At 42.5% G+C, this 14738-nt stretch carries 13 protein-coding genes, 1 tRNA gene and 1 riboswitch; of the genes, 6 read left to right on the top strand and 8 right to left on the bottom strand.

Annotation, left to right across the window (positions count from 1 at the left end; genetic code table 11):
• Nucleotides 1-89: 89 nt before the first annotated feature.
• Nucleotides 90-2744 carry a family 78 glycoside hydrolase catalytic domain gene (locus tag ACEN82_RS08840; RefSeq protein WP_413318925.1) on the top strand — a complete coding sequence of 885 codons (2655 nt, stop codon included), beginning with the start codon at nt 90-92 and terminating at the stop codon, nt 2742-2744.
• Nucleotides 2745-2857: 113 nt separating this feature from the next.
• Nucleotides 2858-3496: an MgtC/SapB family protein gene (locus ACEN82_RS08835; protein ID WP_176627350.1), complete on the top strand. Its 639-nt coding sequence runs from the start codon at nt 2858-2860 to the stop codon at nt 3494-3496.
• Between the two features lie 113 nt (nt 3497-3609).
• Here the strand turns inward: ACEN82_RS08835 and ACEN82_RS08830 are convergent.
• From ACEN82_RS08830 to kdsA, 6 genes are all read right to left on the bottom strand, one after another.
• A tRNA-Leu gene (locus tag ACEN82_RS08830) sits at nt 3610-3694 on the bottom strand.
• Between the two features lie 93 nt (nt 3695-3787).
• A complete protein-coding gene (locus ACEN82_RS08825; RefSeq protein WP_413318927.1) occupies nt 3788-4576 on the bottom strand; it encodes an ABC transporter substrate-binding protein in 789 nt (262 codons plus the stop codon).
• 1 nt (nt 4577) lies between these two features.
• Entirely contained in the window at nt 4578-5981 is a 1404-nt protein-coding gene (locus ACEN82_RS08820) for an undecaprenyl-phosphate glucose phosphotransferase (protein ID WP_090527329.1), read from the bottom strand.
• A gap of 210 nt (nt 5982-6191) precedes the next feature.
• Nucleotides 6192-7523 (bottom strand): nucleotide sugar dehydrogenase, encoded by a 1332-nt coding sequence (locus tag ACEN82_RS08815; protein ID WP_413318929.1) that lies wholly within the window; start codon nt 7521-7523, stop codon nt 6192-6194.
• A gap of 111 nt (nt 7524-7634) precedes the next feature.
• The gene (locus ACEN82_RS08810; RefSeq protein ID WP_413318931.1) at nt 7635-8570 is read right to left on the bottom strand and encodes a KpsF/GutQ family sugar-phosphate isomerase; all 936 of its coding nucleotides are present in this window, start codon (nt 8568-8570) and stop codon (nt 7635-7637) included.
• Nucleotides 8571-8596: 26 nt separating this feature from the next.
• Nucleotides 8597-9373 carry a 3-deoxy-8-phosphooctulonate synthase gene (gene kdsA / locus ACEN82_RS08805; protein ID WP_413318933.1) on the bottom strand — a complete coding sequence of 259 codons (777 nt, stop codon included), beginning with the start codon at nt 9371-9373 and terminating at the stop codon, nt 8597-8599.
• 338 nt (nt 9374-9711) lie between these two features.
• Between kdsA and ACEN82_RS08800 the strand changes: the two genes are divergently transcribed.
• From ACEN82_RS08800 to ACEN82_RS08785, 4 genes are all read left to right on the top strand, one after another.
• The gene (locus tag ACEN82_RS08800) at nt 9712-10041 is read left to right on the top strand and encodes an ArsR/SmtB family transcription factor (protein WP_413318935.1); all 330 of its coding nucleotides are present in this window, start codon (nt 9712-9714) and stop codon (nt 10039-10041) included.
• Between the two features lie 6 nt (nt 10042-10047).
• Nucleotides 10048-10467 (top strand): VOC family protein, encoded by a 420-nt coding sequence (locus ACEN82_RS08795; RefSeq protein ID WP_090527313.1) that lies wholly within the window; start codon nt 10048-10050, stop codon nt 10465-10467.
• Between the two features lie 123 nt (nt 10468-10590).
• Complete coding sequence (locus ACEN82_RS08790; RefSeq protein WP_090527310.1) at nt 10591-11079, top strand: VOC family protein; 489 nt, start codon at nt 10591-10593, stop codon at nt 11077-11079.
• Nucleotides 11080-11102: 23 nt separating this feature from the next.
• Nucleotides 11103-11603: an SRPBCC family protein gene (locus ACEN82_RS08785; protein ID WP_274989006.1), complete on the top strand. Its 501-nt coding sequence runs from the start codon at nt 11103-11105 to the stop codon at nt 11601-11603.
• Between the two features lie 58 nt (nt 11604-11661).
• Here the strand turns inward: ACEN82_RS08785 and ACEN82_RS08780 are convergent, their stop codons facing one another.
• Together ACEN82_RS08780 and metE are read right to left on the bottom strand one after the other, a co-directional pair.
• On the bottom strand, nt 11662-11907 hold the full coding sequence (locus tag ACEN82_RS08780; RefSeq protein ID WP_413318938.1) for a cysteine-rich CWC family protein: 246 nt from the start codon (nt 11905-11907) through the stop codon (nt 11662-11664).
• 55 nt (nt 11908-11962) lie between these two features.
• Nucleotides 11963-14287, bottom strand: a complete 2325-nt coding sequence (gene metE, locus ACEN82_RS08775) for a 5-methyltetrahydropteroyltriglutamate--homocysteine S-methyltransferase (RefSeq protein WP_413318940.1) — start codon at nt 14285-14287, stop codon at nt 11963-11965.
• A gap of 173 nt (nt 14288-14460) precedes the next feature.
• Nucleotides 14461-14651, bottom strand: a riboswitch (cobalamin riboswitch).
• Between the last annotated feature and the right edge of the window lie 87 nt (nt 14652-14738).

The raw sequence follows: 14738 nt of genomic DNA, 5'->3' as shown, positions 1-14738 counted from the left end.
ACGTATTCAAAAGACAGAGCAGGATGGTAATGAAACCATCCTGCTTTATTTTTATAAACCAATTTACCGGTTACCCTACACATTAAATTATGAGAACACCATTTCTTATTGGATGTTTTTTATTTTCATGGCTCACAACCTCGGCACAAGTGGTTTTAAAAAATCTTTTAACCGAAAACCTGAAAAACCCAATTTGTATTGATGCACACAATCCGCGTTTTAGCTGGCAACTTGCAGAAAAAAATAATAGAGCCGTCGGCCAACAAGCTTATGAAATACAAGTAGACTCAGCCTCGTTCAGCGAAAATAATACAACCCCGTTATGGTCGAGCGGAAAAATAATATCAAATCAATCAGTGTACATACCTTACCGCGGCAAAACACTGCTATCATGCCATAAATATTTTTGGCGGGTAAGAATTTGGGATACCAACGGATTACGTTCAGCTTGGAGTGATCAGGCATTTTGGAAAATGGGCCTGCTATCGGCTTCTGACTGGCATGCCCAATGGATTAGGCCTGCCTTAATTGATACAGTTAACGCTCCCGCTCCTTTGTTGAGGACTAATTTTTCATTAAACAAAAAAATACTGGAGGCCACAGCTTATATAACTTCGCATGGCTTCTATGAAGCACAACTAAACGGGCACAAAGTAGGCGATAGCTTCCTTACACCAGGATGGACAAGTTATAATAAAAGGTTACAATATCAGGCCTATGATGTTACAGCTCTGTTAGCCCAGGGGGAAAATGCCATGGGTATTACACTTGGCAGCGGTTGGTATCGCAGCCCGCTGGGCCCTTATACACCCAGGGCTAATTTTTATGGCGATAAAACAGCGGTTTTAATGGAGATGAGGATCATCTTTACCGATGGCTCAGAGAAAATCATATCGTCAGATCAAAGCTGGAGATCATCTACAGGAGTTTTACAATTTGCCGAGATCTACAACGGTTGTATTATTGATACGAGGTTAGAAAAACCAGGATGGGCAGGGCCCGCTTTTGATGACCATGACTGGCATCCTGTGCGCATAATGCCATACACTAAAAACACCCTTATTGCTACTTATAACGAACCCGTTAAGCAACATGAAACATTTAAGCCAATAAAGCTCATAACTACGCCACGCGGTGAAAAGGTGATTGATTTTGGTCAAAATCTGGTGGGCTGGGTAAAAGTTACACTGAAAGGCCATCCGGGAGACTCAATTAAAATTGCTCACGCAGAAGTACTGGATAAAGCAGGCGAATTTTATACAGAGAATTTACGGGCGGCAAAGGCAGAAAACACTTATATACTAAAAGATACCGTAAAACGTACCTTTGAGCCGCAATTTAGCTGGCAGGGTTTCAGGTATATTAAGGTTAGCGGTATAAAAGGCACATTAAATCCAGATGACTTTACCGCTGTAGCTGTCTATTCGGATATGAAAGCTACCGGAAGCTTTTTATGCTCCAACCCCTTACTTAATCAATTGCAACACAATATCCAATGGGGGCAGAAAGGTAACTTTCTTGATGTACCAACAGATTGCCCGCAACGCGACGAGCGCTTGGGCTGGACAGGAGACGCGCAGGTATTTTCACGTACCGCAGCATTTAATATGGATGTTCACAATTTCTTTACCAAATGGCTCAAGGATGTAGCTGCCGATCAGTATCCAGGCGGTAGTATCCCTTTTGTGGTTCCGGATGTGTTTACAAATGGCACAAATGAGGTGGGCGGCAGTTCAGGATGGGGAGACGTGGCAACCATCATCCCATGGAATATGTATTTTGCATATGGAGACAAAAAGATTTTAGAAAACCAGTTTCAAAGCATGAAAGCCTGGGTTAATTATATCCAAAAGCAAACCAGGAACAATTTATGGGTAACGGGTAATCATTTTGGCGACTGGTTGTTTTATAGTGTGAATAACGACAGGGATGGTACATCTGCGATAACCAATAAATATCTTATCGCACAATGCTTCTATGCATATTCAACCCAAATACTGATCAACAGCGCCAAAGTTTTAAACAAAACAACCGACGAGCAATATTATTCAAAGTTATTGCTCAAAATAAAACGGGCATTTGTAAACGAATATGTTACCGCTAATGGCCTGATCTCATCAGATACCCAAACAGCATACGTATTAGCTTTGGAATTTGATATGCTGCCGGTAAACTTGAGGCAGCAGGCTGCGGCGCGCCTTGTTAAAAACATCGGGCTATACCGGGATCACCTGACAACGGGTTTTTTAGGCACTCCTTATCTTTGTGATGCCCTGACCAGGTTCGGTTACGCCGACGTGGCGTACAAGTTATTATTGCAGGATACTTATCCTTCCTGGCTATACCCAATTAAACAGGGGGCTACTACTATTTGGGAAAGATGGGATGGTATCAGGACCGACGGCAGTTTTGAAGAGTCATCTATGAATTCTTATAATCATTACGCTTACGGGGCTATCGGCGATTGGATGTATCGCTATATTACAGGTATTACGCCTGCCGCACCAGCCTATAAAAAAATAACAATCAAACCGGTAATTGGCGGTGGGCTATCATGGGCCGAAGGAAAATACGACTGCCCGTACGGAACCATCTATAGTAAATGGCAAATCACAGATAAGAAATTAGATATGATGGTAACTGTTCCGCAAAATACAACAGCTGATATTTTTGTTCCCGATTTTTCAGGAAATAATTACAAAAAATTCACTGTGGGTCCCGGCAATTATCATTACAGCAGATGACAGCAATCTATCTCTGAAAACCGGGCACTCCCGCTACATAAATGATGAACCCCGGCAGGTTCAAGTATCTATAAAAATCATATATTCGGTTATAATCAAATAAAATTGAATTTATGGCTTTCGATATAGAAATCCTGGTCAGGTTTTTACTGGCCCTGTTGTGGGGCGGCCTTGTAGGCGCCGAAAGAGAATACCATGGTAAAGCGGCCGGCTTCCGTACTACCATCATGATATCTTTTGGCGCCTGTTTTTTCACCCTTATGTCAACTGCCATTGGAGCGCCCGATAATGCAGACAGGATCGCTTCAAATGTGGTTACGGGGATTGGGTTCCTTGGTGCCGGCGTTATTTTCAGAGGCGAAAACCGGGTTAATGGCATCACTACCGCAGCTACCATCTGGGCCGTTGCGGCAGTAGGCATGGGTATTGGGGCCGGTTACTACTTAGCTGCCGGGTTCGCCAGTATAATGATCCTGTTTATACTTTCCGTACTTCCTTTCTTTCAAAAGAAAATAGATTATTATAACCAATCCAAAACATTTTATATTAAATCCCCGGTCTCGGCAAATGGTATCATGTTGTGCGAAGATATGATGACAGCTCACAAACTGAAATTCAGGATGATTAAGAGAGTGAAAGATGGCGACTATATGCTTTTAACATGGCAGCTTCACGGGCCTTCAGTTAAAATGGATCTGTTCATCAACTCAATTAGCGATATTCCAGTTATCGAACATTTTGAGTTTTCGTGATACCAATTGAAGCTGTAGAGCAGTTTGGAAATCAAAAAATAGTGGCTTTTTAGAATTAAAAAGGGCCACTCTTTTAAAGTGACCCCTTTCAGAACTTAGACAAAGTTCCTGTATGGTGCGGAAGAAGGGACTCGAACCCCCACGCCGTGAAGCGCCAGATCCTAAGTCTGGTGCGGCTACCAATTACGCCACTTCCGCGTTTCTGATTTAACAGGCTGCAAAGATAGCGTTTAAAATTATACTTAAAAACATAATTTTCATTTTTTTGCTATCATGCTCATTTAGTAGGAATTAATTTTTCACAAGCCCATTTATCAGCTGTTTGAAGTATGCCGGTGCGTATAAAAGCCTGCTGCCATACCATGAAAACATTTCACCATCTACCAAAACTATATTTGCATTTGGTAAAAGCGCCCTAAACTCCTCTATATGTTTTTTAGCGAATGGGTATGGCTCTGATGATAGAAAAACAAGATCCGGATTAGCCGCGACTAAAGAATCTGCATCAATCTCCGGGTAACGCCCCCCCTCTGTTACATTGTTTAGTCCACATGTTTGCAGCATACTATCAATGAAAGTTCCCCTGCCGGCAAGCATATAGGGTTTACGCCAGATGAGATAGGCAACTCTCAGCCCTGTTACAGGAAGCTTAATACCCTTAAAACGACCATTAATTTCCGTGCAAAGCACGTTTGCCTGCCCGGGCTTACCTATCATATCACCAATGCAAACAATCATTTGCAAAGCCGATTCCAGATCAAAAATATCACTGATCCAAACCGGGCATATATTCATTAACTCTTCTACCTGAAGACGGTCGTTCTCCTCTTTGTTGGCGATAATTAAATCCGGGTTCAGCAATCGGATTTTTTCGACATCAAGCTGTTTAGTCCCCCCCACTTTCGTTGTTGAATTAAACCTATCTGCCGGATGGATACAAAATTTAGTAATGCCTATCACCTCAACGTTTAAGCCAAGGTAAAAAAGCAATTCTGTTTGTGAAGGGACAATGGATATGATCCGCTTAGGGATTCCGGAAAGTTCAACCCTTCGGCTTAGCTGGTCCCGGAATACCGGCATATTAAAACGCGTTCTTTTCGCCTCTAAACACGTTCCATACCGTTAGGAAGATAATCTTCATATCCAGCAGGAACGACCAGTTTTCAAGATACCAAACGTCGGCCTCCACACGTTCAAGCATAGCCTGTGTGGTTTGAGTTTCGCCCCTCAGGCCCGACACCTGGGCCCAACCCGTAATACCTGGTTTAAGAAAATGCCTTACCATGAAAGTATCAATAAGCTGCGAATATTGCTGCGTATGGCTAATCATGTGCGGCCTTGGGCCTACTACAGACATATTGCCTAATATTACGTTAAAGAACTGTGGCAATTCGTCGATACTTGTTTTACGGATAAATGCCCCGGATTTGGTTATACGTGAATCGCCGCGTGTAGCTTGTTTTTTATCCGAATCGTGATTTACCCGCATGCTACGGAATTTATAGCATTTAAATGGCTTATTGTCCCTGCCTGAACGCTCCTGCACAAAGAATATCGGGCCTTTTGACTCAAGCTTTATAATGATGGCCAAAATGGGGAATAACCAGCTAAAAATAAACAGGATCACAAATATTGAAAAACAGATATCAAACAGGCGTTTGATGGAGCGGTTCAGCATGTTCTCCAAAGGTTCGGGCCTTACGGATATAACCGGGATATGACCGAAGCTTTGTATAAAAGTTGGCTTTTTAGCGTAGTCGTAATATTCTGGCACAAATTTAAACCTGATCAGATTTTTATCCGCATCAAGCATCAACTGTTCTATTTTCTCGGCTTCAGAGTTTGGTAGGGTACAAAATATTTCATCCACTTTATTGTTAAGCACATAGCTTATACAATCATTAGTACCGCCTAAATAAAGGCTTTGATCAAGTACGCTGTCTGATGCATCATCAAAAAAGCCAACAAGCTTATACCCACGCTCGGGGTTTTGTTTAAAAAAGCTATGCAGGTCTGACCCGATGCGGCCCCCACCTATAATGATAACAGTACGTATATCAATAAGCGTTGCGCGGTCGCTTTTACGGATGCTCAGGAATATTAACTTCCATAAACCAAGCAGGAAGCCGAATAAGGCCAACGAATAAAAAAGATACTCGCGTGTTATAAAATACGCCTTAGTGCCTATTAATATAATGATAGTGAAGCAAATAAAGCTTACAAACAGCAGGTAAGTTTTAATTACGCCGCGATAGGTTTTAATTGAATCTTTATTCAGAACATGTTCATAAAGCCCGGTAATATTAGCTGACAGCAGCCAAATTAGATTAAAAACTAACACAATAGGCAGGTACTGCCTGTTGTTAATCCAAAAAATATATGACCGGTCTTCGATGAAGTAAGAAATTACCATGCTCATATTAAGTATAATATAATCAATGGTAAGGTTCACTGCTTTAATAAAAGTAGCGTATCTGTGAATCATGTATATGTGCTTATGTAGTATGCAACCCTGCTAAAATTACTATAATTATTTACTAATAACAATGTCATAATTAAATGGAGACACGGTTACAAATGTATTATTTCCACAGCCACAAAATTAAAAATTAAGAAATTTATTCAAAATGAATTCTCTGTTAACAGTGAGAAAAAAATGATTTTCTATGTGAAAAAATAATTGTAAAACCAACACTTACAACCGTCCGCTTACAACATCCTTGTTTAAAATACCTTTTATATCATAAATTACCGATGATGGCTTATGTTTTAAGCTTGCATAGTCTAAATCATAAAACTCGCGATGTGCCACAGCCATAACAATAGCATCGTAAGCGCCGCTTAGTTGCCCGTAAATTTTTAATGTAGAGATACCATATTCTCTTTTTACTTCATCCGGGTCAGCCCATGGATCATATATTTCACAGGTTGCGTCAAAACCATCAAATCCCTTAATAATATCAATTACCCTGGTGTTACGAACATCGGGGCAATTTTCCTTGAAAGTAAAACCGAGTACCAGGATCTTTGAGTTTTTTACCGAAATATCATTCTTCACCATCAGTTTAATGACTTCAAGGGCAACGTACGTACCCATACCATCATTAAGCCTTCGCCCGGCCAGGATAATTTCGGGATGATAACCCATTTGCTGGGCTTTTGCTGCAAGGTAATACGGATCAACTCCTGTGCAGTGCCCGCCTACAAGGCCTGGTTTAAAATTCAGGAAATTCCACTTGGTACCTGCCGCTGCCAAAACCGCATGGGTGTCAATATCCATGATGTTGAATATTTTGGCAAGTTCGTTTACAAAAGCGATATTGATATCCCGCTGTGAATTTTCGATCACCTTACAGGCTTCCGCAACTTTAATGGCAGGGGCTTTATGCGTTCCTGCTTTTACTATTGACCGGTATAAGTTGTCAATAAAATCAGCAGCCTCAGGCGTTGAGCCCGATGTTACTTTTAAAATATTGGTCAGCGTATGAACTTTATCCCCCGGATTTATACGCTCGGGCGAGTATCCTGCAAAAAAATCCCTGTTATAATGCAAACCTGATTCTTTTTGTAAAACAGGCACACAAACATCCTCAGTTACGCCAGGATAAACTGTTGATTCATAAATAACCACATCCCCCCTCTTCAATACACCTGCTATTGATTTACTCGCCCGGATAAGCAGGCTCAGATCGGGCCGGTTGTGCTGGTCGGTAGGTGTTGGTACCGAAACAATATAAACGTTACAGGAAGCAATGTCTGTTATCTGCGATGTGAAAGTGAGTCCCTTGCTTTCATCCTTTAAATTTAAAACTGCCGATAGTTCGTCGCTACTGGTTTCAAGGGTACGGTCAAACGCGTTATTCAGCTCATCTACCCGGCTTTGTTTAATATCGAAACCTTTTACAGGATATTTTTTGGCAAATTCAACAGCAAGGGGCAATCCCACATAGCCAAGACCTATTATTGCAATATGAATATTTGCAGGAGCCTGAAATTTATTAGTGATCGAATTTGATTGATCAGCCATTTAATTAAACACGGTAGAATATGATAGATACCGGTAAAGATAATCAAATATTACCGAAATCGGATGCCTCCCGATCCAAAGAATGCGCGGCTTAGGCTAATCAAAAGTGTTTCAGGCCGTATATATCTGGTAAACACCTGTTATTGACCGGTTTTGTGCGGAACCTACCAGTAAGGTAGTGATCTTTTTTTCAAGCATTAACTGCTCGGCATAGCCTACAAATTCATGCTCATCAATAATAACCGGGTTAACGGTCATGATTTCGGCGATAGTTAAGGTTGAGGTATCGGGATGTTTAAGCAAGGCCCGGCGAAGGTCGCCATCTGTAACCACCCCCTTAATCCGGGACGCGTCGCCTACTATAACCATACCTAACCTGCCTTCGGACATGCGCAGTAACAGGTCCATAAATGAAGCTTCCTCATTAATAAAAGGAAGCTTATCGGTACGCATGAGGTCTTTAACTTTTACCAGCAGTTTGCGCCCAAGGCTACCGCCCGGATGAAAACGTGCAAAATCATGCTGCTGAAAGTTTCGCGACTCCATTAATGCTATAGCCAGGGCATCGCCCATAACCAACGCCGCCGTAGTTGACGAGGTTGGCGCCAGTTCAAGCGGGCAAGCCTCCCTTTCAACTTTTATATTAAGGTGATAACTGCAGTTTTTGGCAACGGTTGATATAGGATTACCTGTTATACCAATCATCACATTTTTATTCCATTTTAAATAAGGAATAAGTTTCAGCACCTCGTCGGTTTCACCCGAATAGGATATCAATAAAACAATATCATTAGGGCCTACCATGCCTAAATCGCCGTGAAAAGCCTCTCCCGGATGTAAAAAAAAGCTCGGTGTACCTGTACTGGCCAATGTGGCAGCTATTTTTTTACCGATAAGCCCCGATTTGCCAATGCCAATAACAACCAGCTTTCCTGTTGATTTTAATATGGCATCAACAACCCTTGCAAACTCATCATCAATTGAGCAGGCTACCTGCTGCAGCGACTCTATTTCAATATCAAAAACCCTTTTTGCAATATCTTTCATGGATCCGGACATTCAGAACAAAAAACTTATCCTACTAATGGCGCTAAAACCTTATCCAGTTCGTACAGCTTAACCATGTTAGGGCCATCGCTCAAGGCATTATCAGGATCGGGATGAGTTTCTAAAAAGTAACCATCGGCTCCAAAAGCTTTTGCCGCAAGGGCCATCATGGGCACAAAAGTACGGTCGCCGCCGGTTTTTCCTCCTGCGCCGCCCGGGCGCTGAACCGAATGGGTACAATCCATACAAACCGGGTGGCCAAAAGCTTTCATATCGTAAATATTCCTGAAATCGACAGCTAAATTATTATAGCCATACATATTGCCCCGTTCGGTTAATATTACCTGGTTATTGCCGGCTTCAATAACTTTTTGAGCCGGATAAAACATATCATGCCCCGAAAGGAACTGGGCTTTTTTTACGTTGACAATTTTACCGGTTTGAGCAGCCGCAACCAGCAGATCTGTTTGACGGCATAAAAACGCAGGGATCTGCAATATATCGGCAACCTCGGCTACAATAGCCGCCTGGAATGGCTCATGAATATCAGTAGTAACCGGTAAACCAAAACGCTGCTTAACATTCATCAGCATTTCCATGCCTTTCTCTAATCCCGGGCCGCGGTATGAATGAATAGATGTGCGGTTGGCTTTATCAAATGACGATTTAAAGATCACCGGCACATTGTATTTCTGCCCGACTTCGGCTACTTTTTCGGCAACAGTATATAATAACTCCTGGCTTTCCATTACACAGGGGCCAAGAATAAAGAACGGCTTTTGGCTTATTTGTTCAAACAGCATATTGTTAGGATCTATTTATCAGCCACAAAGATGATGATTTTTTTGAGAATCGTACAGAAGGACCATTTCACTCCCGGGCAAACGCACATAAATAGGGTTAACAGGGTTAACACTTTTTTAAAATATCACTCACAAGATATTCATAATCAAACATTTATTTTTTTGAGGGGTTACACTACGCTAATGTTTTTGAGCGCTTAGGCAAGCCCGAATATTTAAATGTTGGCCCTGTACTTCTCTCCTTTTTTACTTACAAATAAAAATATTAAAAAATTTGCGTAAGTGATTGCTTACATATAAATTTGTAAGCAATCACTTACATATTATATTTGATTTAGATGAGACGAGATGTTTTCCAGGCCATTGCCGATCCAACCCGCAGGGATATCATTAACCTGATAGCCTTTAAACCCATGAACCTGAATGCCATAGCGGATAACTTCGATGTAAGTCGTCCCGCTATATCCCAGCATATAAAAATCCTGACCGAATGCGGTCTTATAACCATTAAGAAACAAGGGCGGGAACGGTATTGCGAACCCCGCCTGAAACAGCTTGAAGAGGTTGCTCAATGGGTTGAGCGTTACCGCAAGGGTTGGGATGAAAAATTTGACGCGCTCGACAGCCTGCTCGAAGAATTAAAAAACAATGATAAACCTTTAAAATAATCAATTATGACGAAGCAATTCTGGATCAATCTGCCTGTAAAAAATGTTAATGTATCAAAGGAGTTTTTCAGCAAACTCGGCTTTCGGTTTAACTCGCAATTTGGTAACGGCCCAAATTCTGCAGCCATGCAGGTTGGCGAAAAGGATGTTACAGTAATGCTTTTTGACGAAAGCACCTTTAAAGGTTTTGTTGAAAACTGCGGTCTTGCGGATACGGCCAAGGGAGTTGAAGTTCTGCTGTCTATCGACGCGGAAAGCAAGGAAGAAGTTGATGAACTGGCTCAAAAGGCTATCGAAGCCGGTGGCAAAAGCAATCACAAGCCCCGGGAAATGGATGGCTGGATGTACGGCTGCCTGTTTACTGATCCTGATGGCCATAGCTGGAATGTGCTGCACATGGATATGAGCAAAATGCCAGGGAGATAAAAATCAATTTGTCGCTAATACCCCCTTATCTCGTCGTTTTTGGGCACTATTAGCCCTTGCCAGGGCAGGTAACTTTGAGATATCAAAAGCAACAAATTTTAAACATTAAAAAAACAGAAACCAATGGCAACATTTAAAGCAACCCAGAAAGTAACCCCTTTTTTATGGTTTAACGGCAACCTTGAAGAAGCATTGAAATTTTATACTTCGGTATTTAAAAACTCCGAAAGCGAAGTAAGCTCACTTACCGATCCCGGCAATGGCCGCAAAATGTTAGTTGGAACATTTCGTATCGAAGACCAGCAGTTTTTAGCGCTGGATGGAGGACCGATGTTCAATTTTTCGCCGGCTACTTCCTTTTATATAAACTGCAAAACTCAGGAAGAAATTGATTACCTGTGGGAAGCACTGCCTGCAGGCGGCGGCAAAACCAGTCAGTGCGGCTGGCTCGACGATAAATTCGGCGTTACCTGGCAAATTGTCCCTGAAGTTATGAGCGAGTTACTTTATAATAACGAGAATCCTGAAAAAGCCAAAAAAGTTATGGCTGCCATGATGAAGATGACCAAAATGGACATCAAGCTTTTGCAGGAAGCTAACGATAACGATTAATCAATTACCTAAATAAAAACACCATGATCACCACAAAAAATCAAACAGAAATTAAGGCCGAACCCGGCAAGCAGGAGCTTTTTATAACCCGCGAATTTGAAGCACCGCGTGAGCTTGTTTTCAGAGCTTTTACCGATCCTGAGCTTATTGTTAGATGGCTGGGCCCACGCGAACTTAAAATGCGCATAGATCAATTTGACTGCCGCAGCGGAGGCGCTTACCGCTACATTCATACCGACCCTGCCGGTAATGATTATGGCTTTCATGGTGTTATCCATGATGTAACCGCCCCTGAACGTATCATCCAAACATTTGAGTTTGAAGGATTGCCCGAAAGTGGTCATGTAACGCTTGAAACCACCAGATTTGAAGCACTACCAGGCAACCGTACAAAAGTGACTGTACAATCTGTTTTCCAATCGGTGACCGATCGTGACGGCATGCTGCAATCGGGCATGGAACGCGGGGTAAATGATTCGCACTGGCGTTTGGATGAGCTTTTTGAAGCGGGAGAAATAAAATAGAAGCAAAAGCCTGCATGCAGAAAGCCAAAAGCTTTTGATTATCAGCACCGGGCTTGTACTACTTACCTTTCCTGATTGCTTCAAGTATCGTTTTCATTTTTTCCTGAGCTGCGGTTGAACTGATCTCATGCTTCATCACCATCAGGCATTTACGGCACAAGCAATCAGGATAGGTTAAGCGGATATAATCGCGCTCCTGGTCGGTGAAGCTGATGCCCTGGCACTGGCACAACAGGATGCTGCCTACTTTGCATTCAAACGGCTCTTTACACCGGGGGCAGTATTTATTTTCATGCTTTGTCATATTAGGTATATAAAACTGCTGTGCACGTTGTTACGGTACACAGCAGTAATCATTTTTAAGCAGTTACATTGCTGATAACATTTTCGCGGACAGCTTTCGCGGCTTCAACCATTTCTATTAAGGCTTTTTGGGTTTCATCCCAGCCCCGTGTTTTTAAGCCACAATCGGGATTTACCCAAAGCTGGGCATCGGGTATTACGGACTGGGCGCGTTTAAGCAAACGGATCATTTCCTCCCTGTTGGGCACACGCGGCGAATGGATATCATATACACCGGGGCCAATTTCATTAGGATACTTAAAATCGGCAAAAACATCCAGCAGCTCCATTTGTGAGCGCGATGTTTCTATCGTGATCACATCGGCATCCATATCGGCTATGCTTTTAATGATATCATTAAACTCCGAATAGCACATGTGCGTGTGGATCTGTGTACTGTCCTGAACGCCGCTTGCCGAAATCCTGAAAGCTTTAACTGCCCAGTCGAGGTAATTTGCCCTGTCATCCCTGCGAAGCGGTAATCCTTCGCGAATGGCCGGTTCATCTATCTGGATGATCTTGATACCGGCGCTTTCCAGGTCACAAACTTCATCACGAATGGCCAAAGCTATCTGCGTACAGGTTTCGGAACGGGGCTGGTCATTGCGCACAAACGACCATTGCAAAATAGTTACCGGGCCGGTTAACATCCCCTTCATCCATTTTGAGGTTAGTGATTGCGCATAAGCGGACCATTTTACCGTCATAGGCTGTGGCCTTGATACATCGCCATAAATAACCGGTGGCTTAACACAGCGGCTGCCATAGCTTTGCACCCAGCCATTTTGTGTAAAGGTAAAACCGGCCAGTTGTTCGCCAAAGTACTCAACCATATCATTACGTTCAAACTCGCCATGTACCAGCACATCCAACCCTATTTCTTCCTGCCATTTTATAGCTTTTTCAGTTTCGGTAGCTATCAGTCTATTATATTCCGCCAGTGTTATCGCACCTTTTTTTAATTGGGCCCGCCAGCTTCGTACTTCGGCTGTTTGCGGGAACGAACCAATAGTTGTGGTAGCAAAAAGCGGCAGGTCAAGCAGTTGCTGCTGCTGTTCTTTCCGTGCAGGAAAAGCACTTATCCGCTTTGCATCATTTTCGGTAATGGCGCTTACCCGTTGGTTAACCGCCGGGTTATGGATCAGTGCAGATGTTCGGCGGGCCTCGTTTGCCTGCCGGTTTTTTGCCAGCTGATGCAGGCTGCTATCGCTCACCACATCTTCCGATAATTTGCTGAGCAATACCACTTCGTTTATTTTTTGGCGCGCAAAAGCCAGCCACTGCTTAATTTCGGGAGTAAGCACTTCGTCGTTGGTTTCATTTTGCAGATCGCATGGCGAATGGATCAATGAGCATGAAGGGGCTATCCAAACACGGCCGGCACCTAATTTATCCTTCGCGCTCTTTATAATGACCAGCGAGTTATCAAAATCATTTTTCCAGATATTGCGCCCGTCAACAACCCCTAAAGAAAGGATAGTTTTTTGGGGCAAATGCTCCATTACTTCATTCAATTGCTGAGGCGCCCGCACTAAATCGACATGTAAAACATCAACAGGTAAAATTGCCGCTAATTGAGTGTTATCACCCAGGCGTTCAAAATAAGTTGCCAAAACTATCTTCAGGAAAGGAAATTCTTTCCTCAATTGCTTATAAGTATCTTTAAATACCCCTTGTTGTTTTTCGCTTAAATCAAGCGCTAAAAACGGTTCATCAAACTGGACCCATTCGGCACCCAAAGCTTTAAGCTTATTCAGGATGTCAAAATAAACAGGCAGCAGATTTTTGATCAGGTCTATCCTATCGAAACCAGCCTCTTTCTCTTTGCCCAACAACAGGTACGATACAGGCCCGATCAACACCGGCTTGCTAACGATGCCCAACTGTTTAGCCTCATAAAACTCATCGATAACTTTGGTGGAGAAAAGTTTAAACTGCTGGTCTTTATAAAACTCGGGTACTAAGTAATGGTAATTGGTATCAAACCATTTGGTCATTTCCATGGCTACCACATCCAATCCATCTTTTTGATAGCCGCGGGCCATAGCAAAATACAGATCGAGCTCGGTATTGCCTTTTTGACTGATCACTTCATGATAGCGTTTAGGAATAGCGCCAAACATCAGCGAATGATCAAGCACCTGGTCATAAAATGAAAAATCATTTGATGGGATCACGTCAATCCCGGCTTCTTTTTGCAACAGCCAGTTTTCTTCCCTGATGTATTTACCAACGGTAAGCACATTTTTTAAGCCCGTTTTGCCTGCCCAGTAGTTTTCGCAGACCTTTTTTAATTCGCGCCGGCTACCAATACGCGGGTAGCCTAAATTTTGCGTTAGCATTCTTTTAATTGATTAAATGAATAAATCGGTTAAAAGCTCTTTTAGCTAAGCTTCGCAATACTTTGTTGATATGTAAAAATGGAGAGAATATATGGGCACAGCCCGTCATAACGGGCCATGGACCCAACAGGCAAGTAATCATAACCCAGACCAAAGCTTCATACCGCGAAAGCATTGTCAATTCAGTATTAGGCAGGTCTCCTGACTTGTAACATTTTTGCCGCCCTTCCCATCCCTTTCATCAGGACAGTGGACATCACTGGCAAAAACCTTTGTGTTACTTACAGTTGCGCGACAGTTCGTGATTTACACACGATTCCCTATTAATCTACAATTAAGTAAAACCTATACCGGTTGATGAAGTAAAGTAAAGAACTTATCGGGGCAAATATAATGATATGCCGGCTGAATATTCAGGTTATTTTATTGGTGAAATTATAGGTTATACCAT

Source organism: Mucilaginibacter sp. Mucisp73 (genome assembly GCF_059491465.1).
Note: the sequence above shows the minus strand (reverse complement) of the source record. Positions and strands in the feature narration are given on the sequence as shown.

What these genes read in the sequence shown, in the direction of transcription:
- ACEN82_RS08840 (WP_413318925.1), top strand. Translation starts at nt 90, where the DNA reads ATGAGAACACCATTTCTTATTGGATGTTTTTTATTTTCATGGCTCACA.
- ACEN82_RS08835 (WP_176627350.1), top strand. Translation starts at nt 2,858, where the DNA reads ATGGCTTTCGATATAGAAATCCTGGTCAGGTTTTTACTGGCCCTGTTG.
- ACEN82_RS08825 (WP_413318927.1), bottom strand. Translation starts at nt 4,576, where the DNA reads ATGCCGGTATTCCGGGACCAGCTAAGCCGAAGGGTTGAACTTTCCGGA.
- ACEN82_RS08820 (WP_090527329.1), bottom strand. Translation starts at nt 5,981, where the DNA reads ATGATTCACAGATACGCTACTTTTATTAAAGCAGTGAACCTTACCATT.
- ACEN82_RS08815 (WP_413318929.1), bottom strand. Translation starts at nt 7,523, where the DNA reads ATGGCTGATCAATCAAATTCGATCACTAATAAATTTCAGGCTCCTGCA.
- ACEN82_RS08810 (WP_413318931.1), bottom strand. Translation starts at nt 8,570, where the DNA reads ATGAAAGATATTGCAAAAAGGGTTTTTGATATTGAAATAGAGTCGCTG.
- kdsA (WP_413318933.1), bottom strand. Translation starts at nt 9,373, where the DNA reads ATGCTGTTTGAACAAATAAGCCAAAAGCCGTTCTTTATTCTTGGCCCC.
- ACEN82_RS08800 (WP_413318935.1), top strand. Translation starts at nt 9,712, where the DNA reads ATGAGACGAGATGTTTTCCAGGCCATTGCCGATCCAACCCGCAGGGAT.
- ACEN82_RS08795 (WP_090527313.1), top strand. Translation starts at nt 10,048, where the DNA reads ATGACGAAGCAATTCTGGATCAATCTGCCTGTAAAAAATGTTAATGTA.
- ACEN82_RS08790 (WP_090527310.1), top strand. Translation starts at nt 10,591, where the DNA reads ATGGCAACATTTAAAGCAACCCAGAAAGTAACCCCTTTTTTATGGTTT.
- ACEN82_RS08785 (WP_274989006.1), top strand. Translation starts at nt 11,103, where the DNA reads ATGATCACCACAAAAAATCAAACAGAAATTAAGGCCGAACCCGGCAAG.
- ACEN82_RS08780 (WP_413318938.1), bottom strand. Translation starts at nt 11,907, where the DNA reads ATGACAAAGCATGAAAATAAATACTGCCCCCGGTGTAAAGAGCCGTTT.
- metE (WP_413318940.1), bottom strand. Translation starts at nt 14,287, where the DNA reads ATGCTAACGCAAAATTTAGGCTACCCGCGTATTGGTAGCCGGCGCGAA.